Source organism: Streptomyces sp. UF-297 (assembly GCF_058245575.1).
Genome location: NZ_JBSIBZ010000022.1, coordinates 23,492 through 46,250, shown reverse-complemented (window position 1 = coordinate 46,250; position 22,759 = coordinate 23,492). Strand labels below are relative to the sequence as shown.

24 protein-coding genes are annotated in these 22,759 nt (G+C 71.5%); 10 read left to right on the top strand and 14 right to left on the bottom strand.

From position 1 onward, the window contains the following. Positions 1–60: 60 nt before the first annotated feature. Complete coding sequence (locus AC4IJH_RS15525; RefSeq protein WP_490852329.1) at positions 61–840, bottom strand: cupin domain-containing protein; 780 nt, start codon at positions 838–840, stop codon at positions 61–63. Between the two features lie 391 nt (positions 841–1,231). Between AC4IJH_RS15525 and AC4IJH_RS15520 the strand changes: the two genes are divergently transcribed. After that, the gene (locus AC4IJH_RS15520; protein ID WP_490852268.1) at positions 1,232–2,125 is read left to right on the top strand and encodes a LysR family transcriptional regulator; all 894 of its coding nucleotides are present in this window, start codon (positions 1,232–1,234) and stop codon (positions 2,123–2,125) included. Positions 2,126–2,147: 22 nt separating this feature from the next. Here AC4IJH_RS15520 and AC4IJH_RS15515 read toward each other — a convergent pair whose 3' ends face one another. Continuing rightward, positions 2,148–2,831 carry a type 1 glutamine amidotransferase domain-containing protein gene (locus AC4IJH_RS15515; protein ID WP_490852267.1) on the bottom strand — a complete coding sequence of 228 codons (684 nt, stop codon included), beginning with the start codon at positions 2,829–2,831 and terminating at the stop codon, positions 2,148–2,150. A 150-nt stretch (positions 2,832–2,981) separates the two neighbouring features. After that, positions 2,982–4,265 (bottom strand): DUF6986 family protein, encoded by a 1,284-nt coding sequence (locus AC4IJH_RS15510; protein ID WP_490852266.1) that lies wholly within the window; start codon positions 4,263–4,265, stop codon positions 2,982–2,984. 175 nt (positions 4,266–4,440) lie between these two features. On the opposite strand from AC4IJH_RS15510, the gene AC4IJH_RS15505 reads away from it, so the two are divergent. After that, the gene (locus AC4IJH_RS15505; RefSeq protein ID WP_490852265.1) at positions 4,441–4,956 is read left to right on the top strand and encodes a DinB family protein; all 516 of its coding nucleotides are present in this window, start codon (positions 4,441–4,443) and stop codon (positions 4,954–4,956) included. 89 nt (positions 4,957–5,045) lie between these two features. Here AC4IJH_RS15505 and AC4IJH_RS15500 read toward each other — a convergent pair whose 3' ends face one another. From AC4IJH_RS15500 to AC4IJH_RS15485, 4 genes are all read right to left on the bottom strand, one after another. Continuing rightward, positions 5,046–6,008, bottom strand: coding sequence for an electron transfer flavoprotein subunit alpha/FixB family protein (locus AC4IJH_RS15500; RefSeq protein WP_490852264.1), 963 nt, complete (start codon positions 6,006–6,008; stop codon positions 5,046–5,048). A gap of 51 nt (positions 6,009–6,059) precedes the next feature. Further along, positions 6,060–6,845 carry an electron transfer flavoprotein subunit beta/FixA family protein gene (locus AC4IJH_RS15495; RefSeq protein ID WP_490852263.1) on the bottom strand — a complete coding sequence of 262 codons (786 nt, stop codon included), beginning with the start codon at positions 6,843–6,845 and terminating at the stop codon, positions 6,060–6,062. A gap of 202 nt (positions 6,846–7,047) precedes the next feature. Beyond that, entirely contained in the window at positions 7,048–7,557 is a 510-nt protein-coding gene (locus tag AC4IJH_RS15490; RefSeq protein ID WP_490852328.1) for a flavin reductase family protein, read from the bottom strand. 222 nt (positions 7,558–7,779) lie between these two features. Beyond that, on the bottom strand, positions 7,780–8,148 hold the full coding sequence (locus AC4IJH_RS15485) for a TlpA family protein disulfide reductase (RefSeq protein WP_490852262.1): 369 nt from the start codon (positions 8,146–8,148) through the stop codon (positions 7,780–7,782). A 270-nt stretch (positions 8,149–8,418) separates the two neighbouring features. Here AC4IJH_RS15485 and AC4IJH_RS15480 point away from each other — a divergent pair, with 270 nt between their 5' ends. Next, entirely contained in the window at positions 8,419–9,129 is a 711-nt protein-coding gene (locus AC4IJH_RS15480; protein ID WP_490852261.1) for a lysophospholipid acyltransferase family protein, read from the top strand. A 15-nt stretch (positions 9,130–9,144) separates the two neighbouring features. On the opposite strand, the gene AC4IJH_RS15475 is transcribed toward AC4IJH_RS15480, so the two are convergent. From AC4IJH_RS15475 to AC4IJH_RS15460, 4 genes are all read right to left on the bottom strand, one after another. Next, positions 9,145–9,840 carry a B3/B4 domain-containing protein gene (locus AC4IJH_RS15475; protein ID WP_490852260.1) on the bottom strand — a complete coding sequence of 232 codons (696 nt, stop codon included), beginning with the start codon at positions 9,838–9,840 and terminating at the stop codon, positions 9,145–9,147. Positions 9,841–10,010: 170 nt separating this feature from the next. After that, on the bottom strand, positions 10,011–11,108 hold the full coding sequence (locus AC4IJH_RS15470; protein ID WP_490852259.1) for a threonine aldolase family protein: 1,098 nt from the start codon (positions 11,106–11,108) through the stop codon (positions 10,011–10,013). After that, positions 11,105–11,875 (bottom strand): SDR family NAD(P)-dependent oxidoreductase, encoded by a 771-nt coding sequence (locus AC4IJH_RS15465; RefSeq protein ID WP_490852258.1) that lies wholly within the window; start codon positions 11,873–11,875, stop codon positions 11,105–11,107. The genes AC4IJH_RS15470 and AC4IJH_RS15465 overlap by 4 nt, the downstream gene beginning before the upstream one ends. Before the next feature lie 35 nt (positions 11,876–11,910). Then, positions 11,911–13,308, bottom strand: coding sequence for a DUF6421 family protein (locus tag AC4IJH_RS15460; protein ID WP_490852257.1), 1,398 nt, complete (start codon positions 13,306–13,308; stop codon positions 11,911–11,913). A gap of 404 nt (positions 13,309–13,712) precedes the next feature. On the opposite strand from AC4IJH_RS15460, the gene AC4IJH_RS15455 reads away from it, so the two are divergent. Continuing rightward, positions 13,713–13,856, top strand: a complete 144-nt coding sequence (locus AC4IJH_RS15455; protein WP_490852256.1) for a hypothetical protein — start codon at positions 13,713–13,715, stop codon at positions 13,854–13,856. Positions 13,857–13,960: 104 nt separating this feature from the next. Next, positions 13,961–14,644: a glycerophosphodiester phosphodiesterase gene (locus AC4IJH_RS15450; protein WP_490852255.1), complete on the top strand. Its 684-nt coding sequence runs from the start codon at positions 13,961–13,963 to the stop codon at positions 14,642–14,644. 42 nt (positions 14,645–14,686) lie between these two features. Here the strand turns inward: AC4IJH_RS15450 and AC4IJH_RS15445 are convergent, their stop codons facing one another. Beyond that, entirely contained in the window at positions 14,687–15,229 is a 543-nt protein-coding gene (locus AC4IJH_RS15445; RefSeq protein ID WP_490852254.1) for a GNAT family N-acetyltransferase, read from the bottom strand. Between the two features lie 146 nt (positions 15,230–15,375). Between AC4IJH_RS15445 and AC4IJH_RS15440 the strand changes: the two genes are divergently transcribed. Both AC4IJH_RS15440 and AC4IJH_RS15435 read left to right on the top strand, forming a co-directional pair. Continuing rightward, a complete protein-coding gene (locus tag AC4IJH_RS15440) occupies positions 15,376–15,762 on the top strand; it encodes a VOC family protein (protein ID WP_490852253.1) in 387 nt (128 codons plus the stop codon). A 92-nt stretch (positions 15,763–15,854) separates the two neighbouring features. Then, positions 15,855–16,946: an NAD(P)-dependent alcohol dehydrogenase gene (locus AC4IJH_RS15435; RefSeq protein WP_490852252.1), complete on the top strand. Its 1,092-nt coding sequence runs from the start codon at positions 15,855–15,857 to the stop codon at positions 16,944–16,946. Positions 16,947–17,040: 94 nt separating this feature from the next. On the opposite strand, the gene AC4IJH_RS15430 is transcribed toward AC4IJH_RS15435, so the two are convergent. Continuing rightward, positions 17,041–17,634, bottom strand: a complete 594-nt coding sequence (locus AC4IJH_RS15430; protein ID WP_490852251.1) for a hypothetical protein — start codon at positions 17,632–17,634, stop codon at positions 17,041–17,043. A 75-nt stretch (positions 17,635–17,709) separates the two neighbouring features. Between AC4IJH_RS15430 and pdxR the strand changes: the two genes are divergently transcribed. Beyond that, on the top strand, positions 17,710–19,071 hold the full coding sequence (gene pdxR, locus AC4IJH_RS15425; protein WP_490852250.1) for a MocR-like pyridoxine biosynthesis transcription factor PdxR: 1,362 nt from the start codon (positions 17,710–17,712) through the stop codon (positions 19,069–19,071). A gap of 143 nt (positions 19,072–19,214) precedes the next feature. On the opposite strand, the gene AC4IJH_RS15420 is transcribed toward pdxR, so the two are convergent. Continuing rightward, the gene (locus AC4IJH_RS15420) at positions 19,215–21,467 is read right to left on the bottom strand and encodes a HelD family protein (RefSeq protein ID WP_490852249.1); all 2,253 of its coding nucleotides are present in this window, start codon (positions 21,465–21,467) and stop codon (positions 19,215–19,217) included. Positions 21,468–21,751: 284 nt separating this feature from the next. Here AC4IJH_RS15420 and AC4IJH_RS15415 point away from each other — a divergent pair, with 284 nt between their 5' ends. Both AC4IJH_RS15415 and AC4IJH_RS15410 read left to right on the top strand, forming a co-directional pair. Next, entirely contained in the window at positions 21,752–22,309 is a 558-nt protein-coding gene (locus tag AC4IJH_RS15415; protein ID WP_490852248.1) for a DUF5134 domain-containing protein, read from the top strand. A 57-nt stretch (positions 22,310–22,366) separates the two neighbouring features. Further along, the gene (locus AC4IJH_RS15410; protein ID WP_490852247.1) at positions 22,367–22,669 is read left to right on the top strand and encodes a hypothetical protein; all 303 of its coding nucleotides are present in this window, start codon (positions 22,367–22,369) and stop codon (positions 22,667–22,669) included. Positions 22,670–22,759: the final 90 nt, after the last annotated feature.

The following is a 22,759-nucleotide window of genomic DNA, read 5'->3' as shown; positions in this document are numbered from 1 at the left end:
GGTTGGCGCGTTGTTGTATGACGAGACATGTGATTTCCCCCTGTCCGGCGCGCGGCCGGGTCAGAATTCCCTGCTGATGCATAAGTAGTGCGTGTCGGTCTGCGGGCGGCGGTCGTCCTCGGGCCGCCCGGTCAGCAGCTCCACGTCCGTGCGCACCACCGCGGAAACGCACAGCGGAACGTAGAAGAGATCGTTCCGGCTCGGCCGGTAGAAGATGTCCATTCCGGTGCGCAGCGAGAAATGGAACCTGCCGTCCGGAGTACGGGCCCGCATACGGGCGTTGGGGAAGGAGGGGACCTTCCGCATCGGGTACCGCGGCTGCTTCAGTGAGGCGGACTCATAGGCCGTACCGGCCCGGTTGTAGTCGTCCCTGAGCCGCATGAGGTCGAATTTGTTGCGCGGCACCTCGACCTCGATGAGCTCCAGGGGCTCGTCGCCGGTGTTGCGCGTGGCGTGGAAGGCGCCCGGCGCGATGCGCAGCGCCGTCCCCGCCCGCACCGCGACCTCGCGCTCCAGGCCCGCTGTCACCCCCTCGCCCCCCAGGCACAGCAGATATGTCAGCTTGCGCGGGTGGGTGTGCATGGAGGTGCCGTGCGGGGCGTCGATGTGCAGCGCCCAGAAGTCGAAGAAGTCATCGACATAGGCGCGGTATTCGTAGCCCCACGGCTTGGGGATGACCTCGTTGAGGTGGGTTTCCCCGTCGAACTGTTCGTTGCGCGCCCGGGCGCCCTTGCGTACCAGCGTCTTCAGTGCCGCGACGTCCGCCGGGCCGGCGTCGAAGCGTATCGGCAGATGGCCGGGAGTGACGCTGCTGCGCGCCGCTCCGCCCGCCTCGGACATGGTGACCAAGACCATTCCCCCATATCTCTTGACAGCTGCGCATCAATTCCCGGGAGCTTGGAGAACTCCGAGGACTCCGGGTGTTCCCGGAATTCCGATTGCGCGGCCGGTCTCGATACCGACAAGTCAACCAGTGGCCCCGTATGCCATCAAATAAGAACTCCTTGTGGCCCCATAAGACTTGTTGGGCGCGGCGCGGTGCAGCGCGGTCCGGTGCGGTGCGGGCAATGCGGTCCGGTGCGGTGCGGGCAATGCGGTGCCGTGCGGTACGGGCAATGCGGTGCGGCCAGAACGGACCGGTCGGCCGCTCCACCGCGGCGGCTACCCTTGGCGCAGGGAGGGCTTAGCGGCGTTCGGTTTTCGCGTGGGCGCGGAGGGGGGAAGTGGCCGGATGAACCTCGACCTGCTGCGGACTTTTCTCGCGGTGCACCGCACGGGCTCGCTGACCAAGGCCGCGACGCATCTGGGCAAGTCCCAGCCGACGGTGACCGTGCAGATCCGCACCTTGGAGCGGCGGATCGGCAAGCCGCTGTTCGTACGGCTCCCGCGCGGGGTCGCCCCGACCGCCCGCGCCGACCAGCTCGCACGCCAACTGGCCCCGCACATCGACGCGTTGGAAGCGCTGGTGGAGAGCGATGTGGTGCACGCCGACCCGTTCCGCCAGCCGCTCTACCTCGGCGGCCCGGCCGACCTCGTCTCCGCCCGGGTGCTGCCTGCGCTGTCCGAACTCGTCTCGGACGGGCTGAAGTTGCGTACGACGCTGGGACTGCCCGAGCAGCTGCTGGACGACCTGGCGGCGGGCCGGCACGACCTGGTGATCTCGACGGTGCGCCCGCGGCGCTCCGGGGTGAGCGCCACGCCGCTGACGGACGAGGAGTTCGTGCTCGTCGGCAACCAGGAGTGGGCCAAGCGGCTGCCGGCGGATGTCTCACCCGAGGCGGGCGCGGCCCTGGACCAGGTCCCGCTGGTCTCCTACGCCGAGGAGCTGCCGCTCGTACGGCGGTACTGGCTGACCGTCTTCGGCCGCCGTCCCCCGATGGAGGCCACGGTGGTCGTGCCCGATCTGCGCGGGGTGCTGTCCGCGGTGGCGGCCGGTGCGGGCATCAGTGTGCTGCCGCGCTATCTGGTGCTGCGGTCACTGGACCAGGGGGAGCTCATACTGCTGCACGAGCCCGAGCTCCCCCCGATCAACACCCTCTACCTGGCGGTGCGGCGGGGCGGCACGAACCGGCCGCATGTGGCGGCGGTCCACCGCCATCTGCTGCTGGCCGCCCGGCTGTGGTGAAGCGCGTGCGCGAGGGCGGCGCTCAGCCGGTCAGAAGGTCCACGACGGCCGCGGCCACCCCGGCGCTGGACGCCGGGTTCTGGCCGGTGACCAGCCGCTCGCTGACCACCACGTGCTCGGTGAACGGCTCGGCCTTGGAGTGCGTGCCGCCCCGCTCCTCCAGCGCGCTCTGCAGCAGGAACGGCACGACGTCGGCGAGCTTGACCTCCGACTCCTCCTCGTTGGTGAAGGAGGAGAACTCCTTGCCCGCGACGAGGTGGCTGCCGTCGGAGAGGGTGAGGTTGACCAGCGCGGCGACGCCGTGGCAGACGCCGGAGACCACTCCGCCGTTCTCGTAGATCTCCCGGCCGATCCTGGTCAGCTGGGCGGCGTCGGGGAAGTCCCACATCGTGCCGTGGCCGCCGACGAAGTAAATCGCCGCGTAATCGGCGGAGTTGACCTCGCTGCCGTCGGAGGTCGCCTCGATCTGGGCCGCCACATCGGGGTCGGCCAGGAAGGCACCCTGCACCGGGTCGCCGAGGTCGTGGTGGATGACCGGGGGCCTGCCGCCCCTGACCGAGACGAGGTCCACCGCGTATCCGGCGTCCTTGAACACCTTCCACGGCTCGGCGGCCTCCGAGAGCATGAAGCCGGTCTTCTGACCGGTGTCACCCAGAAGATCGTGACTGGTCAGCGCGAGCACGACGCGCTGCGGCAAGCTGGACATGTTCCCCCTAAAATCCCTGCGGAACCGACACCGGCCGGCCCCGAATCCCGTTCGACTATAGGGAGTTGGGCTGCCCACAACCAATGAATGCCTCACGGCGCCGCCATCGGTGAATCGATGGCAGCGCCCGCGTCACCCGCCGCGGCGCGCTCAGGCCGCCGGGGCCGCGCGCCCCGCCAGCGTGTCCAGGTCGGCGCGGGTCAGCCCGGTCAGGCGGGCCACCTCGGCGATGTCCACGGCGCCGCAGTCCAGGCCGCGCAGCAGATAGCCGCTGAGCGCCTTGGCGGTGGCGGGCTCGTCCATCACGCTGCCGCCCGCCTTGGTGACGTACGCGGCGAGCCGGCCCGCGGCCTGCTCCAGGCCCTCGCGGTAGAAGGCGTACACCGCGGCGTAGCGGGTGGGCAGATGGCCCGGGTGCATGTCCCAGCCCTGGTAGTAGGCGCGGGCCAGCGAGCGGCGCACCAGGCCGTGGTGCAGCCGCCAGGCGTCGTGGACCTGCGCGCCGTCCCCGACGGGCAGGACGTTGGTGGAGCCGTCGGAGAGCCGGACCCCCGTACCGGCCGCCGCGACCTGCATCACCGCCTTGGCGTGGTCGGCCACCGGGTGGTCCAGGGACTGGTGGGCGGCGCTGACCCCGCAGGAGGCGCTGTAGTCGAAGGTGCCGTAGTGCAGGGAGGTGGCGCGCCCCTCGGCGGCGTCGATCATGCGCGCCACGGTGGCGCGGCCGTCGGGGCCCAGGATCGACTGGGTGGTCTCGATCTGGATCTCGAAGCCGATCCGCCCGGCGGGCAGGCCGTGCGTCTTCTCGAAGGCCTCCAGCAGCCGCACCATGGCGGTGACCTGCTCGGCGTAGGTGACCTTGGGCAGGGTCAGCACGAGGCCGTCGGGCAGGCCGCCCGCGCGCATCAGGCCGGTGAGGAAGATGTCCAGGGTGCGGATGCCGCGCTCGCGCACGGCGGCCTCCATGCACTTCATGCGGATGCCCATGTAGGGGGCGGCGGTGCCGTCCCGGTGGGCGGCGGCCACCAGGGCCGCGGCGCGGGCGGCGGCCTCGTCCTCCTCGGCGTCCGGGCGCGGCCCGTAGCCGTCCTCGAAGTCGATGCGCAGGTCTTCGACGGGCTCGCGCTCCAGTTTGGCGCGTACCCGGTCGTGCACGGCGGTGGCCAGGTCGTCGCCGAGGCCGAGGACGGAGGCGAGCGCGGCGGCGTCGGGGGCGTGCTCGTCCAGGGCGGCCAGCGCGCGGTCCCCCCAGGTGCGGATGGTGTCCGCGGCGAAGGTGTCGCCGGGCACGTAGACGGTATGGACGGGCTGGCGGGTGCCGGGGTCGCCGGGGTAGCGCCGCGCGAGCTGCGCGTCGACCTCTGCGAGAGTGGCCCCGATCTCCTCGCGTACGGTGTGCGCAAGGCTCGTGGCCGCCGTCTCGTGCTGACCCATTCGACACCCTCCCAGTCGTCACAACCCCAGCAGCTTTCCGCTACCCGGAATCAACAATCCGTATAGCGAAGCTAGCCGCGCGGTGTTCGCAGGTCAACACCCATCTTGTGTGCTGGTCCAGCGGCGTAAGGGAATTCGGTGGCGCGCCACGTCGATGATCGCGACAGTGGTGCGCATGACATGGATCGCACCCGAAGTAGAGCGCAGGGCCGAGCCGTTCGTGGCCGCGGAGCGGGAGATGCTCCAGGGCTGGCTCGACTGGCACCGCGACACCCTGCTCGCCAAGTGCGCGGGCCTGACCCCCGCCCAGCTGGTGACGGCGAGCACCCCGCCCTCCAACCTCACCCTCCTCGGCCTGGTCCGCCACATGGTGGAGGTGGAGCGCTCCTGGTTCCGGCGCCGCCTGGCCGGCGAGGACATCGCCTCGCGCTACTGCACCGACGAGCAGCCCGACGCGGACTTCGAGGCGGTGGACCCGGCGGGCGCCGAGGCCGACTTCGCGGCGCTGCGGGCCGAGATCGAGGCGTGCGACGCGGCCGCCGCCGGGCGCAGCCTGGAGGAGACCTTCGAGCGCAACGGCCGCACGATCAGCCTGCGCTGGGTCTACGTCCACATGATCGAGGAGTACGCCCGCCACAACGGCCACGCCGACCTGCTGCGCGAGGCGATCGACGGCGTCACCGGCGACTGACGCCGCAACAAGGCCGGGGCCCGTACGCGCTGTGCGTACGGGCCCCGGGCCTTGGCTCATCTCACGGGCGGCCCATGCCGCCGACGGGCTCAGCCCTTGCGGGACTTGACCTCGTCGGTGAGCGCCGGCACGACGTCGAACAGGTCGCCGACCACGCCGTAGTCGACCAGGTCGAAGATCGGGGCCTCGGCGTCCTTGTTGATGGCCACGATGGTCTTCGAGGTCTGCATACCGGCGCGGTGCTGGATCGCGCCGGAGATGCCGGCCGCGATGTAGAGCTGCGGCGAGACGGACTTGCCGGTCTGGCCGACCTGGCTGGTGTGCGGGTACCAGCCCGCGTCCACCGCGGCGCGCGAGGCGCCGACGGCCGCGCCCAGCGAGTCGGCGAGCGACTCGATGACCGCGAAGTTCTCCGAGCCGTTGACACCGCGGCCGCCGGAGACCACGATCGCGGCCTCGGTCAGCTCCGGGCGGCCGGTGGACTCGCGCGGGGTGCGCGAGACGACCTTGGTGCCCTTGGAGGAGTCGGCGATGGTCACCGCGAGCTGCTCGACCGTACCGGCGGCCGCGGCGGCCTCGGGAGCGGCGGAGTTGGGCTTGACGGTGATGACCGGGGTGCCCTTGGTGATGCGGGACTTGGTGGTGTAGGCCGCCGCGAAGACGGACTGCGAGGCCACCGGGCCCTCGTCGCCGGCCTCCAGGTCGACGGCGTCGGTGATGATGCCGGAGCCGATACGGACCGCCAGGCGGGCCGCGATCTCCTTGCCCTCCGCGGAGGAGGGGACCAGCACGGCGGCCGGGGAGACGGCGTCGTAGGCGGCCTGCAGCGCGTCGACCTTGGGGGCGACGAGGTACTCGGTGAACTCCGGGGCGTCGGCGGCCAGCACCTTCACCGCGCCGTACTCGCCCAGCACCTTCGCGGCTTCCTCGGCGTTGGCACCGAGGTGGACGGCCACGGGCTCGCCGATACGGCGGGCGAGGGTGAGCAGTTCGAGGGTGGGCTTGCGGACGGCGCCGTCCACGTGGTCGACGTAGACAAGGACTTCAGCCATGGGATTGCTCTCCTGCGGGGAAGATGAGGACGGTTGAGTGGGCTGGGGCCCTTAGATGAACTTCTGGCCCGCGAGGAACTCGGCGAGCTGCTTGGCGCCCTCGCCCTCGTCCTTGACGACGGTGCCCGCCGTGCGCGCCGGGCGCTCCGTGGCGTCCTCGACCTTGGTCCAGGCGCCCTCCAGGCCGACCTCGTCCGCGTCGATGTCCAGGTCGTCCAGCTCCAGGGACTCGACCGGCTTCTTCTTGGCGGCCATGATCCCCTTGAAGGAGGGGTAACGGGCCTCGCCGGACTGGTCCGTGACGGACACGACAGCCGGCAGCGCGGCCTCCAGCTGCTCGGTGGCGGTGTCGCCGTCGCGGCGGCCCTTGACGGTGGTGCCCTCGACCGAGACCTCGGACAGCAGCGTCACCTGCGGCACGTCCAGGCGCTCGGCCAGCAGCGCCGGGAGCACGCCCATCGCGCCGTCGGTGGAGGCCATACCGCAGATGACCAGGTCGTAGCCGGTCTTCTCGATGGCCTTGGCCAGCACCAGCGAGGTGCCCAGCACGTCGGTGCCGTGCAGGTCGTCGTCCTCGACGTGCACGCCCTTGTCGGCGCCCATCGACAGCGCCTTGCGCAGCGCGTCGTTGGCGTCCTCGGGGCCGACGGTCAGGACCGTGATCTCGGCGTCGTCGGCCGCTTCCTTGATCTGCAGGGCCTGCTCGACCGCGTACTCGTCCAGCTCAGAGAGCAGACCGTCCACGTCGTCACGGTCGAGTGTCAGGTCATCGGCGAAGTGCCGGTCGCCGGTGGCGTCGGGCACGTACTTCACACAGACAACGATCCTCAAGCTCACGCCGGCTCTCCTACCTGCTTCGTCGCTTTCGAACTGCCTTGTATGGGCAGCATAGGCGCCTATGGGGGCGGCTCCCGGTCGGGATGGGATCCCCGCGCCGACCGGAATGTTACTCGCTAGTACACCCACCCCATTCCCCGGAATCAAGGCCGTCGAACTGTGACCTTCCCAACGGCCCCGAACAGGCGGGCGCGGGGACGCCTCAGTCCCGCAGCGCGTTGAAGCGGCCCTGGTGGTACAGCAGCGGGCGGCCCTGGCCCGACGGGTCGCCGTGCGCCGCGCGGGCCAGCACGATGCGGTGGTCCCCGGCGGGGATACGGGCGATGACCTCGCACACCATCCACGCCAGTACGCCGTCCAGCAGCGGCACCCCTTCGGGGCCGTAGTGCCAGGAGGTGGGCGCGCCGAAGCGGTCGGCGCCGCTGCGCGCGAAGGTGGCGGCCAGCTCCTGCTGGTGCTCGCCCAGTATGTGCACGCCGATGTGGCCGGCCTCGGAGACGGCGGGCCAGCTGGAGGCGGTGGTGCTGATACCGAAGGAGAGCAGCGGGGGTTCGGCGGCGACGGAGGTCAGGGAGGTCGCGGTGAAGCCGACGGGGCGGCTGCCGTGCGCCGCGGTGATCACGGCCACGCCCGCGGCGTGCCGGCGGAAGACGGAGCGCAGGAGTTCGGGGGCGGCGGTCGGGGACGTGGCGAGGTCGGACGAGACCGTCATGGAGTTGTCCTTCTGCTGTGGTGTACGAGCCGGAGCGGTGCCGCCGTCGGCGGGGCCGACGACGGTGGTGCTGTCGTCGTTGCTCACCAGCCCGGACAGCGCGCGCTCGCGGTGCGCAGAAGGTCCACGTGCGCGCGTCCGTAGAGAAGGAATCCTGGCCGCATTACGTCAGACTGACGATGCGTGTCCCACGCAGTCAAGTGGCGCCGGGCATCTGGGAGATCAATCACGGACCGCCTCCCCCAGGGCGGCGATGACATCCGCCTTGCGCGGCTGGCCGGACGCCCGCCGTACGACCGTGCCGCCCGCGTCGAGCACCAGCACGGTCGGGGTGCGAAGGATGTTCAAGCGGCGTACGAGGTCCAGGTGCGCCTCCGCGTCGACCTCGATGTGCGCCACCCCCTGGACCATGTCGGCCACCTCGGTGAGCGTGCGCCGGGTGGCCCGGCAGGGCTGGCAGAAGGCGCTGGAGAACTGCACCAGAGTGGCCCGGCCGCCCAGCTCGGCCCCGACCTCGGCCGCGCTCAGCACGGCCGCCCCGTCCTTCTCCCGCACCTTCAGCCTCCCGCTCGCGGCGCCGGCGGTCCGCATCCCGCGCACCACCGGCCTTGTCCTAGCCCGTTGAAGCGCTCACGGCGCCGCGAACATTCCCGGGTTCCGGGTGTACCTTCGGTGGCGAGGGGCGGCGGGCCCGACCGTCCGCCGACGTGACGAGGATCTCCCGCCCGCGGGCGGCGGTGAACTGGTCGCCGGGTCTGTGATCAGGCACGATCTCCCAGAGACCGGCAACCTACGGTTGCGTATGCTTCGTATTCTTCCCGCCGGGAGCACCCTCCCCAGGCACAGAAGGGGTTCCCCGATATGGCAGAGCTCGTCTATCCCCCAGTGATCGGCTTCGCGCGGACGGCCTTCAAGGCGCTCGACCTGAAGTTCGACATCGCCGGTACGGAGAACATCCCGCGGCGCGGCGGCGCGGTCCTGGTGAGCAACCACATCGGGTATCTGGACTTCATCTTCTGCGGCCTGGCGGCCCGGCCCGCCAAGCGCCTGGTGCGCTTCATGGCCAAGGAGTCGGTCTTCCGGCACAAGGTGTCCGGGCCGCTGATGCGCGCGATGAAGCACATCCCGGTGGACCGTACGCAAGGGGTGCACGCCTACAAGCACGCGCTGACCGCGCTGCGCTCCGGCGAGATCATCGGGGTGTTCCCCGAGGCCACCATCTCGGAGTCCTTCACCCTGAAGACCTTCAAGTCGGGCGCCGCGCGCCTGGCACAGGAGGCCGGGGTGCCGCTGCTGCCGATGGCGCTGTGGGGCACCCAGCGGCTGTGGACCAAGGGCCACAAGCGCGATCTGGGCCGCAACCACATCCCGATCACGATCCGGGTCGGCGAGCCGGTGGAAGCCGCCCCCGAGGACCAGGCGGAGAAGATCACCGACCGGCTGCGCTCGCGGGTGCAGGACCTCCTGGAGGCGGCACAGCGGGCCTATCCCGTACGCCCCAAGGACGCGGACGACACCTGGTGGGTCCCCCAGCACCTGGGCGGCACGGCCCCGGCACCCGGCACGCTCTAGCCTCCGGCCGGGCCGCTACGCCTGGAGCTCGCCGAGGTGGATGCGTGCCTCGGGGCAGAACTTCTGCAGCGACTCGGCGAGTTCGGCGGCCGCCGCCTCCACCTCGGCCGGCGGCATCGGTGCCATCCGCTCCAGCAGGAACAGCGCGCTGGTGGTCTCCTCGGTCAGCCGGGTGCGTACGCCCTGGCGCCAGTTCCAGCGGCGGCAGGTCACGCCCACCGCGTCGCGCCAGACGACCTCGCCGGGCTCGGGGTGCTCCACGACGCTCTCGCCGCCCGCCGCGGTGTGGAACTCCTCCTCACCGCCGGCGCGCACCAGGTGCATATCGCCCTGGATGCGGTCCAGGTCCTCGCCGCCGACGGGGATGAGGTGGGCGACGCTGATGGCGTTGTAGAGGTCGACCAGGCGGTTGATGCGGGGCAGTCCGCCGTCGGCCAGGGCGCGCTTGGCGAGCGCCTCGGCGGAGTTGCGGGTGCGCGAGGGCTTGGTGCCGAAGGCGGTGTAGGCGGCGCGCCAGGCGGCGATGTGCGGGTCCTCTTGCGGGGCCCTGCCGTCCAGGCGCTCGGCCAGGCGGCGGGCGGCCTCCTCCAGCAGGGCCGAACTGGCCTCGTCGCTGGGCCCGTTGGTCAGCCCGTGCGCCTCCACGGCGAGGTAGGCGAAACCGGGCGCCAGGGCGCGTACCGGGTCGGAGACGTGCAGATTCAGGGTCATCGCCGGCGTCCTCGGAGTTCGGTGGGGAGCGTCTGCCACGGGAAGGGCCGCCCGGCGGCCTCCCGGAGGCATTGGAGCACGACCGGGCACAGTTCAGCAAACTGCACCTAGCAGTCCACCGCACTGCACCACGGTCGTGGTCCCACCGCTGTCCGTCAGCAAGGCACCCGCTAGCGGCCCAGCTCCTCGCGCAGCGCCTCCACGAAGCCGTCCACGTCGTCCTCGCGGGTGTCGAAGGAGCACATCCAGCGGACCAGTCCGGTGGCCTCGTCCCAGAAGTAGAAGCGGTAGCGCTTCTGGAGGCGCTCGCTGACGTCGTTGGGCAGACGGGCGAAGACGGCGTTGGCCTGGACGGGGTGGACGATCTCCACACCGCCCACCGCGCGCACGCCCTCGGCCAGCCGCTGGGCCATCGCGTTGGCGTGCCGGGCGTTGCGCAGCCACAGGTCCTTGGCCAGCAGCGCCTCCAACTGCACCGATACGAAGCGCATCTTGGAGGCCAGCTGCATGGACAGCTTGCGCAGATGCTTCATCGCCCGTACGGCATCGGGGTTGATCACCACCACGGCCTCGCCGAAGAGCGCACCGTTCTTCGTGCCGCCCAGCGAGAGCACATCCACGCCCGCGGCGTTGGTGAACGCGCGCATCGGCACGTCCAGCGACGCCGAGGCGTTGGCTATGCGCGCGCCGTCCAGATGCACCAGCATGCCGCGCTCATGGGCGTGTTCGCAGATCGCCCGGATCTCCTCGGGGGTGTAGACCGTGCCCAGTTCGGTGTTCTGGGCGAGGGAGACGACCTGCGGCATGGCGCGGTGTTCGTCGTCCCAGCCGTACGCCTCCCGGTCGATGAGCTCGGGGGTGAGCTTGCCGTCCGGGGTGGGGACCGTCAGCAGCTTCAGGCCGCCCACGCGCTCGGGCGCACCGCACTCGTCCACGTGGATGTGCGCGGTGTCCGCGGCGATCACCGCGCCCCAGCGGTCCGTCATCGCCTGGAGGGCGACGACGTTGGCGCCGGTGCCGTTGAAGACCGGGAACGCCTCGGCGCGCGAGCCGAAGTGGCTGCGGATGACGCGCTGGAGGTTCTCGGTGTACTCGTCCTCGCCGTACGCGATCTGGTGGCCGCCGTTGGCCAGGGCCAGGGCGGCCATCACCTCCGGGTGCCCGCCGGCGTAGTTGTCACTGGCGAAGCCGCGCACTTCGGGGTCGTGGTGCCGACGGGCGTCGGTCTTCGCGGCGTCGTCGGCCGCCAGGTGCTTCCTGGCGGTCACGGCTCGGGGGTCAGCCACAGGCGCTGTCCGTTCACTTCCCGGGCGGGCCGGTTCCAGACGCCGGTGATGGCCTCGGCCAGCTCCGTGACATCGGTGAAGCCCGCGAACTTGGCATTCGGTCGCTCGGCGCGCATCTGATCATGGACGAGCGCCTTGACGACCAGGATCGCAGCCGCGGCCCGCGGGCCGTCCTCGCCCCCGGCCTTGCGCAGCGCGTCCGCCAGCGCCAGCGTCCACGCCTCCGCTGCGGCCTTGGCCGAGGCATAGGCGGCGTTGCCCGCCGTGGGCTTGCTCGCCCCGGCGGCGCTGATCAGCAAGTACCGGCCGTTGCCGGAGCGCTCCAGGGCTCCCTGGAAGGCCAGCGAGGTGTGCTGCACGGTGCGGATCAGGAGCTTTTCCAGTGCGTCCCAGTCGGCGAGGTCGGTCTGGGCGAAGGAGGCCGAGCCGCGCCAGCCGCCCACCAGGTGCACCAGGCCGTCGATCCGCCCGAACTCCTTCTCGGTGCGGTCCGCCCACTCCCTGGTGGCCGCCAAATCCAGCAGGTCCACGGTGTCGCCGGTGACCGTCGCGCCGCCGTGGGCGTAGCGCGCCGCGTCCACCGCCTCCGCCAGCCGAGCCGCGTCCGCGTCCGCCGCCACCACCGTCGCACCGGCCTCGGCCAGCCGCAGCAGGGTGGCCCGGCCCGCGGGGCCCGCCGCTCCGGCCACCGCGACGACCGCGCCCTCCAGCGACCCCTGGCCGTCCGTCGAAGTAGTCGTCCCTGTCATGTCTGCCGCCTCCTCCTGCTGCTCGCCCTCGGCCCTCACGCCGCCGCCAGCACGTCGCTGTCGGCCGTGATGCCCTTGGTAGAGGCAATCACCGAGCGCAGCTTCTTGGCCAGCGCCTCGTAGAACATGCTCAGCGGGAACTCGTCCGGCAGCACGTCGTCCACGAGCTTGCGCGGCGGCTGGTCCAGGTCCAGGGCGTCGGGACCCTTGGCCCAGACCGAGCCCGGGTGCGGGGCGAGATAGGTCGAGACGAGACCGTAGGCGGCGAACCAGTGGACCAGCTTGGGCCGGTCGATGCCGTCGCGGTAGAGCTGCTCGATCTCGCCGCACAGCTGGTTGGTGACCTTCGGGGCCCGCTCCCAGTCGATGTGCAGTGTGTTGTCCGTCCAGCGTACGACGTCGTGCCGGTGCAGGTAGGCGAAGAGCAGCTGGCCGCCCAGGCCGTCGTAGTTGCGCACCCGGTCACCGGTGACCGGGAAGCGGAACAGCCGGTCGAAGATCACGGCGTACTGCACGTCACGGGCCTGGGGCACCCCCTCGGCCTCCAGCTTGACGGCCTCCTTGAAGGCGGTCAGGTCGCAGCGCAGCTCCTCCAGGCCGTACATCCAGAACGGCTGCCGCTGCTTGATCATGAAGGGGTCGAAGGGCAGGTCGCCGTGGCTGTGCGTGCGGTCGTGGACCATGTCCCACAGCACGAACGCCTCCTGGCAGCGCTGCTGGTCGGCGAGCATCTCCTTGATGTCGTCGGGGAGTTGGACGCCCAGGATGTCCACGGCGGCCTCGCTGACCCGGCGGAAGCGGGCGGCCTCGCGGTCGCAGAAGATGCCGCCCCAGGTGAAGCGCTCGGGGGCCTTGCGCACGGCGATGGTCTCGGGGAAGAGGACCGCGGAATTGGTGTCGTACCCGGAGGTGAAGTCCTCGAAGGTGATCCCGCAGAACAGCGGGTTGTCGTAGCGGGTGCGCTCCAGCTCGGCCAGCCACTGCGGCCAGACCATGCGCAGCACGACGGCCTCGAAGTTGCGGTCCGGGTTGCCGTTCTGGGTGTACATGGGGAAGACGACCAGGTGCTGCAGGCCGTCGGCGCGCCCCTGGGCGGGGTGGAAGGCCAGCAGCGAGTCCAGGAAGTCGGGGACGGCGAAGCCCCCGTCGGCCCAGCGGCGCAGGTCGGCCACGAGCGCCCGGTGGTAGGCGGCGTCGTGCGGGAGCAGCGGGGCGAGCTCCTCGATGGCCGCTATGGCGCGCTCGACCTCACGCCGGACGGCCTGGGCGCTCGGCGCGCCCTCCGCCTCAAGGTCGATGGAGCCGTCCTTGGACTGCCAGGGACGGATGGCCTCCACCGCGTCCTTGAGCGCCGGCCACGCCGGGTGCTCCACCACACGCTCTGCGGTGACAGTGCCCCCCTGGGCACCCACAGGCGAAAAAATTTCCGTCATGACTACCCTCCGGCAGGAGATCGTGTTGTGTGACCACGGTAGCGAGCCAGGGATCACTCCCTCAAGGGGGCCTGGAGAAAAATATTCGGTGACCACCCCATGGTCACGGATGTTTTTCCGGCCACTAGACACCTTGGCGGCACTTTCTGCCATTCCGGATGGCCTGCACCGCCCCTCTTCCCGTCGCTCTTGAAGAGCCGGAAAGCGGTGGAACAAACCGGGAGAACCCACCTCCGCCCGGGGCATCGCGGCCATGACAGGGGCATAGGTGTTCGTACCGGCCCTGCGCGTCAGCGCGCACAGGACGCGCCCACGCACGGGTGAGGCGACTCGCGCGGCCCGCCCGCATGCGGATAGGACGAGGCGTGCCCCATCCCGTCCCCGCCTCTTGGGAGTTGGCCCGCGTGAGCACTCGTGCCGTCATCGTCGTCGCCGTCATCACCGGCCTGATCCTGGGCGTCGCGGGCGCGCGTTCCGGCCACGCCGCCGGGACGACGGGGGTGACGGCGCCGTCCGGGCTACGCCCCATCGCGATCGCCGCCCGTTAGGCTGGCCGCCGTTTCGTGCACCCTCCGCCGGGCGTGCACCTACCGTGCCGTGCGCCCTGCCCCGGGGCCGGCGCACTCACCGAGCCGACAGAAGCGAGGCAGCCTTGTCCTTCCTCACCATCGGACACCGCGGGATCATGGGCGTGGAGCCGGAGAACACCCTGCGTTCCTTCGTGCGCGCACAGCACGAAGGGCTCGACGTCATCGAGCTGGACCTGCACCTGAGCAAGGACGGCGCGCTCGTGGTGATGCACGACGCCGACGTGGACCGCACCACCGACGGCCAAGGCCCCATCGCCGACTTCACCCTGGCCGAACTGCGGGAGCTGGACGCCGGCGACGGCGAGCGCATCCCCGTCTTCGAGGAGGTCTTCGAAGCGGTCTCGGCGCCGCTCCAGGCGGAGATCAAGGACGTGGCCGCCGCACAGGCACTGGCCTCGGTCATGCGCGAGCACGACCTCGTCGGCCGCGTCGAGGTGATCTCCTTCCACGACGAGGCGCTCGCCGCGATCAGCAAGCTGCTGCCGGGCGTACGCACCGGCCTGGTCGCCAGCCGTTACGGCGCCGACGTCGTGGACCGCGCCCTGGCGGTGGGCGCCCCGATGGTCTCCCTGAACATCCGCAGGCTCACCCTGGAACTGGTGGAGCGCGCACACGCCGCGGACCTGAAGGTCCTGGGCTGGACCGTCAACACCCACGACCACCTGCGCCTGGTGCGCGGCCTGGGCTTGGACGGGGCGGTGACGGACTTCCCCGAGATCCGCCGGGCCGTCCGCTTCACCGCCTGAGCGGGCCCCGCTCCCCGCTCCCCCCGCTTCCCTCGCGCCGGGTCAGCTCTCCTGGCCGAGCTGCTTGACCAGCAGCTCGAAGGCGAGGTCCGTGCGCCGCGGGATACCGAAGCGCTCGTCACCGTACGGGAACGGGCTCAGCTGCCCGGTACGCCGGTACCCGCGGCGCTCGTAGTACGCGATCAGCTCCGCACGCTGCTTGATCACCGTCATATGCATCTCGCGGGCACCCCACTCCCGCTCGACGGTCCGCTCCGCCTCGGCAATGATCACCTTGCCCAGACCGCCGCCCTGGAGCTCCGGGCGCACCGCGAACATCCCGAAGTAGGCGTGCTCACCGCGCTGTTCGAGCTGGCAGCAGGCGATCAGCTCGCCCTCCCGCTCGGCGATCAGCAGCCGGCTGGCCTGATCGCGGACCACAGCGGCCACCCCCTCGGGGTCGGTGCGCTGCCCGTCCAGCAGATCCGCCTCCGTGGTCCAGCCCACCCGGCTCGCGTCCCCCCGGTACGCCGACTCGATGAGCTCGACGAGCCCGGGAATGTCGGCATCGGTGGCGGCGCGGAAGGTCAGCTCGGTGGTGGGCATGGTGCGCAAGGTCCTCTCCGGGACGGAACACGTCTGACAAGGAGGCTAACAACCCCGCCCTCCCCCACGCTCCCCCCACCGGACCTGCCCGGATTCCGCCTCCTGCCGGGATGGCGCACCGGGCACTTCGGCGTAGGGTCCACAGCATGGTGCATGTACTGAGCAGCAGGGTGCTATTGCGACCGTCCGACCCGGACCGGTCGAGGGACTTCTACGGCCGGACCCTGGGCCTGGCGATCTACCGCGAATTCGGCACGGGCCCCGAACGCGGCACCGTCTACTTCCTCGGCAACGGCTTCCTGGAGGTATCGGGCAGCACCGGGGAAACCCCGGCCCCCACACTCCAGTTGTGGCTCCAGGTCCAGGACGTCCACGCCACCCACAAGGAACTGGCCGAACGCGGCGTCACCATCGTCGAGCCCCCCGTACAGCAGCCCTGGGGCCTCATCGAAATGTGGATCACCGACCCCGACGGCCACCAGATCGTCCTCGTAGAAATCCCGGCCGACCACCCACTGCGCTACCGGCCCTGACGGAACCCGCCCTTGCCCCAACCCCCCAGGGCGGGCAAGGGCTCTGTCCCGCCGCAGTGTCCACAGCGACCAAGAATGCAGGGAAGACGCACGTGCGGATACGAGCAGCACTGGTGGAGTCCCCCGGCGGCCCCTTCACCCTCCGCGACCTCGACCTCGACGCGCCACGGCCGAACGAGATCCTGGTCCGGACCACCGCCGCAGGCATCTGCCACACCGACCTCAGCATGCAGCAGGGCTGGCCCCAAGAACGCTTACCCATGGTCTTCGGCCACGAGGGCGCGGGCGTGGTCGAGGTCGTGGGAGACGCGGTGACCAGCGTCGTCCCCGGCGACACCGTGTGCCTGACGTACCGAAGCTGCGGCGCCTGCGAGCAGTGCGCGACGGGACGTCCGGCCTACTGCGAGCACGCCGGAGCCCTGAACGCGAGCGGCTCTCGGCCCGACGGCAGCACTCCTCTTTCCCGCACCGACGGCACGCCGGTCTACGGCAGCTTCTTCGGCCAGTCCGCCTTCGCGTCCCACTGCCTCACCGCCGAGAGCAACACCATCAAGGTCCCCGCTGACCTGCCCCCAACTGTGGTGGCCCCCTTGGGCTGCAGCGTCCAAACAGGCGTCGGCACCGTCCGCAGCGTCCTGCGGCCGTCAGCGGGCGCTGCCCTGGCCGTCTTCGGCGCCGGCAGCGTCGGGTTGAGCGCCGTCATCGCAGCCGTCGCCGACGGCTGCACCGTTGTCGCCGTCGATCCCGTCCCCTCGCGCCGCGCGATGGCCCAGGAACTCGGCGCCGCAGCCGTTGTCGACCCCACCTCCGAAAACGATGTGGCGGCGGCCGTACGCGACCTCACCCACCGAGGGCCGCACTACGCCATCGACACGACAGGCCGGCCGGCTGTGGTCTCCCAGGCCATCGGCGCCCTGCGCCAACAGGGCACACTCGCCCTGGTCGGCATCGGCACGGCCTCGTTCGACACCATGCCAGTGATGACCAAAGGGCTCACCATCCGGGGCGTGATCGAGGGCGACGCCGTACCCGCCCAGGCCATCCCACAGCTGATCGGCCTCTACCGGCACGGCAAACTCCCGCTGGAGAAACTCATCACCGAGTTTCACTTCACCGACATCGAGGCCGCCGCTCAGGCTGCTTCAGCAGGCCACGTCATCAAGCCCGTCCTCACCTTCGGCTAGCACTGCGGCAGCAGGGCGTCCGCCGCACCGGGTGATCCATGCGCCGACCACCCGGGCGGACTCGTCATCGCCGAGCACCCGCTGCGCTCCCGGCCTACTCTGGATTCGGCCCGCCCGCGCCGGATTCCGAGGGCCGGGAGGTGCCGAACCGGCGGGTGTTGAGGCGTTCCAGTCGCTGGGGCAGTTTTCGGTCCAGGGTGAATATCAGGGCGTTGCGCGGGGCCATGGCGAGCATGGCCGAGGCGGCCATGGCGCTGAACACCGAGAAGTTCAAAGGGAATTCCGGGTTCACGAAGACGGCCATCGACAGGCCGAAGACCAGCAGCAGGGCCGTGCTCAGCCAGGCCGACCAGCGCAGCGCCACCCCGAGGAGCAGGGTGAGGCCGAGGAAGAGTTCGGCGACCGTCGCGGCCACCGCGACGCCCTGCAGTGCCCAACCGGACAGATACGGCGAGAGCCGGCCGGTGTAGGCCACAAAGGCGTCGAAGTTTCCCCAGGCCACGACGTTCGTGCCGGGCGCTCCCCACAGTCCGGTGCGGTCGGCGACCGCGGAGAGAAAGGCGGCGGCCAGCGCGAGGCGCGCCACCACCGAGACGATCCGCCACGCTGCGATGCCCTCGTCCGCGCGCTGCGCCGGACGGCATGTTTCCCGCCATTCCTTGGCGGAATTCAGGTGCTGTGAAGTCATGTTGGCACCGTATTTCGGCGGTGTGCACTGGTCCACGAAAACGAACCAGTTCCCGCCGCATATGCTGGACCAGTTGTGGACCTTCATCTGGAACTGGACCCTTCCCTGCCGCTGAAAGTCGCGGTGGAGGGCGCGCTGCGCACAGCCATCAGGACCGGCCGGCTGCGGGCACGCGACCCGCTGCCCTCCACCCGCGCCCTGGCCACGCTGCTCGGTGTCGCCCGGGGCACCGTCGTCGAGGCGTACGCCCAACTGGCCGCCGAGGGCTGGCTGGTCACACGGCAGGGCGCACCCACCCGCGTCGCCGGGCACGCGGGCGCCGCACCGCTGCCCGCACCCGCGGCCGAGCCGCGCGAGGCGGACGCGCCCGTGCGGTGGGACCTGCGTCCCGGCGTACCCGACACCTCGCTCTTCCCCGGCCGGGCCTGGGCGGCGGCCGTGCGCACCGCGACCCGCTCCGCCGCCGATGTGTACGGCTACGGCGACCCGCGCGGCCGGCCCGAACTGCGCTCCGTACTGGCCGACTACCTCAACCGCACCCGCGGTGTGCTCGCCCGCCCCGCCCAGACCCTGGTGACCAGCGGCTTCGCCGACGGCCTCGCGCTGGTTGCCGAGACGCTGCGCGAACTGGGCCTGCGCGACCTCGCGATGGAGGACCCCTGCCTGGATGTGCACCGCAGGGTCGTCGCCCACGCGGGCCTGACCATCCACCCCGTCCCCGTGGACGCGAACGGCCTGGACGTCACCGCGCTCGCGGCCACGCCCGCCCGCGCCGTACTGGCGACCCCGGCCCACCAGTTCCCGATGGGCGTCACCCTGAGCCCGGCCCGCCGCAGAAAGCTCATCGAGTGGGCGCGGCGGGTGGACGGCTATGTGATCGAGGACGACTACGACGGGGAGTACCGCTTCGACCGCAAACCGGTGAGCGCCCTGCACGCCCTCGATCCGGCCCGCGTCGTCTACGGCGGCACCACCTCCAAGACCCTCGCCCCCGCGATGCGCCTGGGCTGGCTGGTGATCCCGCCCCGGCTCGGGCGGCCCGTCATCGACCGGCTGGCGCGCCAACAGGCCCCGCCACTGGACCAGATAGCCCTGGCGGAAATGATCCGCGGCGGACGCTTCGACCGGCACGTACGCCACACCCGCGGCGAGTACCGGCGCAGACGCGACCACCTGATCGCCGCCGGGCTGCCCCTGACCGGCATCGCCGCCGGCCTGCACGCCGTACTGACCGTCCGGGACGAGGAAGAGCTGATCGCCCGGGCCCGCGAGCGGTCCGTCGCCCTGCTCGGCCTGGGCCAGTTCTGGCACGGCCCGCGCCGCTCACAGGGCCTGATCGTCGGCTACAGCCGCCCCCCGAGCGCCACCGCGTACCCGGCCCTGGACCAGGTCATCGCGCTGACGGCCGCATCCGCGCCCCCGCGTCGGCCGCGCTGACAGGGAGCGCCGCGCCCTTCGTACGGCGCCCCGCGCCCCCAAGGGACGCGGGGCTGCATCGCTGTGCGGCTCCACCGCGTGGGCGCGACCGGCACCCACCGGCCCGCAGTGTCACCACGGCACGTCCCGCGGCGCGCAACGGCTCACCGGACGCCCGTCGCACCGTCCAGCGACGCCGTCCGCAGCGACGTCGGCAGCGGCCCGGTGTGCAGGACACCCAGGCGCTGGGTGGCGCGCGTCAGGGCCACGTACAGATCGCTGGTGCCGAACTCCCCCGGCTCGGCGACGAGCACCGAGTCGAACTCCAGCCCCTTGGCCTGGCGCGGATCCAGCAGGACCAGCGCGCTGGTCAGGTCCGGGGCGGGGCCGGCCGAGGCGGCTGGGAGGGCGGCGGCCAGCGCCTCGTGATGGGCACGCGGCGCGATCACCGCGAGGCGGCCCTCCGTACCGCGGGCCGTCTCCTCCGCAACGGCCTGGGCGACCGCGTGCGCCAGGTCGTCGCACTGGCGCGCCCAGGGCCGTATCCCGGTGGAACGGATGGAGCGCGGCGGCCGGAAGGAGGCATCGGCGCCGCGCGGCACCTGCGCCGCGACGTCCATGATCTCCGTCGGCGTGCGGTAGTTGACGCCGAGCCGGACGAGCTCGAAGCGGTCCTCGACGTAGGGCCGCAGGATTTCCTGCCACGAGCCGCAGCCGCCCGGTTCGGCGGTCTGGGCCGGGTCGCCGACCAGCGTCATCGAGCGGGTCGGGCAGCGGCGCATCAGCAGCCGCCACATCATCGCCGACAGCTCCTGCGCCTCGTCCACGATGATGTGGCCGAAGGCCCAGGTGCGGTCGGCGGCGGCGCGTTCGGCGGCACTGCGGTGGTCGGCCTCCTCGTGCCGGTCGGCCAGCGCCTCGGCGTCGACCAGGTCGTGCGCGGCCAGCACCTCGGAGTCCTCGTCGTCGCGGTCCTCGAACTCCTGGGTGCGCGAGCCGTAGGAGAGGTCGAGTACGCCCTGCGCGTAGGCGATCCTCTCCTGGCGCTCGGCCTCGGCCAGGGCGCGCGCGGCCGAGTCGTCCTCGCCCAGCAGCTCGGCGGCCTCGTCCAGCAGCGGGATGTCCGCGGGGGTCCAGCTGCCGTCGTGGCCGGGGCCTCGGCGGATCGCGTCCGCGTCGGCGTCCGGGAGGTGGACGGGGTCGGCGAGGAAGTCGGCGACCAGCTGCTGCGGCGTCAGGGTGGGCCACAACTCCTCGATGGCGGCGTGCACTTCGCGGCTGGCCGCGACGCCCTTGCCGAGCTGGGCGATGTCGTCGGGACCCAGCAGGTTGGGCCCGCCGAAGGGGTCCGCGCCGATCCGCTCGGCCAGCTGCGCAGTCAGCGCGTCGATGACGCGGAAGGCGAAGTGGGGACGGGCCAGGTTGTGCGGCAGCCCGGTCTCGCGCGCCCGGCGCCGCGCCTGGTCGGCCATCTCCGCGTCCAGCAGCAGCTCACCGTCCTCGTGGTCGAGGACGGTCACCGGGTCGGGCACCGTCTGCCGGTCGCGTACGAAACGGGCCAGCGCCTCGGCCATCGCCGCGCCGCCCTTGACCTCGGCGGCCCTGGCGGTGTCCGTGCCGCTCGCGGTCACTCCCGGGAAGAGCTCGCCGGGCGTGGCGAGCAGTACGCCCGTCTCGCCGAGCGAGGGCAGCACCTCGGCGATGTAGCTCAGGAACGCCGCGTTGGGGCCGACGATGAGCACGGCGCGGCGGGCCAGCAGCTCCCGGTGCGCGTACAGCAGATAAGCGGCGCGGTGCAGCGCGACGACGGTCTTGCCGGTGCCGGGGCCGCCCTCCACGACGAGCACGCCGCGGTGCGGGGCGCGGATGATCCGGTCCTGCTCGGCCTGGATGGTCTGCACGATGTCGTGCATCCGGCCGGTGCGCGCGGCGTCCAGCGCGGACAGCAGGACGGCGTCCGCGTCGGTGCCCTCGTGGCCGGTGCGCACCGCGTCGTCGAGATCCAGGATCTCGTCGTGCAGGGCGGTGACCCGCCGCCCCTCGGTGGTGATGTGGCGCCTGCGGCGCAGCCCCATCGGGGTGTGGCCGGTGGCGAGATAAAAGGGACGGGCGACGTCGGCCCGCCAGTCGATGACCATCGGCGTGCGTTCCGCGTCGTCGCGCCGGATACCGATCCGGCCGATGTGGTGATCGCGGCCGTCGCGAAATGCCAGCCGTCCGAAACACAGGCCCCGCTCGCCCGCGTCGAAGGCGGCCAGCAGACCGGACTGCTCGCTCACCACGACGTCGCGCTCCAGCCGTGCCTGGAAGTTGTTGCCCTCCAACGGCAGGGCCGCCCGTACGGCCTGCTCCGCGTCCCTGCGCAGCTCGGCCAGCCGCACATAGAGCAGATCAATGAATTCCTGCTCGTTCCGCAATTCCTCGTTTGACAATTCAGCCCCGCTTCGATACAGTGAATTTGAAAGGTGGCCATACGTCTTCGACTAACGCAAGACATGGAAGCCTTCAATATACGCAGAGAATTACCCCGGCCGTCAATACGAGCCGGGGTAATTCTTTTTCTGCCCCTCCCTCTCCCCCTGCTTCCGGCCCGAGCGCCCCACTACGCGCCCCCACTGCGCCCGTGCGCTCCTGTGCGCCGACGTGTGCCGAGCCGGGTTCGGGCATCCTGCGGGCGTACGGACTCGTGGGGAGGTGTTCCGTGCACGCTCCGCCCTTGGTCGGCTGGCTGCTGGTGCTGCTGTGCGCAGCCGCCGGCACGTACTGCCTGTCCAGGTCGCGTACGGGCACGGCCGTGCAGCGCCGGGAGGCGGGCGGCGAGGCACTGATGGGGCTGGGCATGGCGGTGATGGCGGCGCCCGTCGGCGCGATCACCGCGGCGGCCTGGTGGCCGTGGCCGTTCACCGCCGTCTTCGCAGCGGCGGGGATCTGGGCCCTGGTACGCCGCCATCCGCACCACGCCGTAGGAGCGCTGGCGATGATCCATATGGCGCTGGCCATGGGCCCGTTGAGCCCGGCGGCCGCGGCGTCCCAAGGACATACGGCGCACGGCACGGCGGGCGGAGCTTCGAGCGGGCTGCCGGTGCTGACCGGCCTGCTGCTCGCCTACTACGCCGTGTTCGTCATCGCCGCCGGGATACGCCTGGCGCCGGCCGCCGCACTGGCGCACGGGCCGGTGACCGCCGGGCGCCCCGAGCTGGTGGGCGGGTGCCGGGTCGCCATGGGCATCGCCATGTTCGCGATGCTGCTGACGATGTGAGGGGGCGCGGGAGGGCGCCCCTCAGCGGTCCGCTTCCGCCGCCTCTATCCGCAGAACGTGCTGCACCTGGACGAGATCGGCACCGGCCTCGCGATCTTCCCTGTCCCGGCGGCGATCGGCGCGCTCTCCCTGGGCGCCTCCCCCAAGCTCATCGCCCGCTTCGGCCCCCGGCCCGTACTCCTGCACGGACTCACCCTGATCGTCGCGGGCCTGGCATTCCTCTGCCGTGTACCCACGCACGGAGACCCTGCTGGAGCACGGCCGGGACACCGCTTCCCCCCTCACCTGGGTCCGCCGCGGGCGAGGCCCATAGGTCCGCCGGAGGCGGACCGCTCCGCCCGCTGCGTCGCAGCGAAGTGACCCTGCGGCAGGCGGCCTTCTCGGCGTACGGGTGCCCCTGTTGCGGCCCGTGGACAACGGGGGCACCGCAGTGCCGGAGGCGGTCGGCGC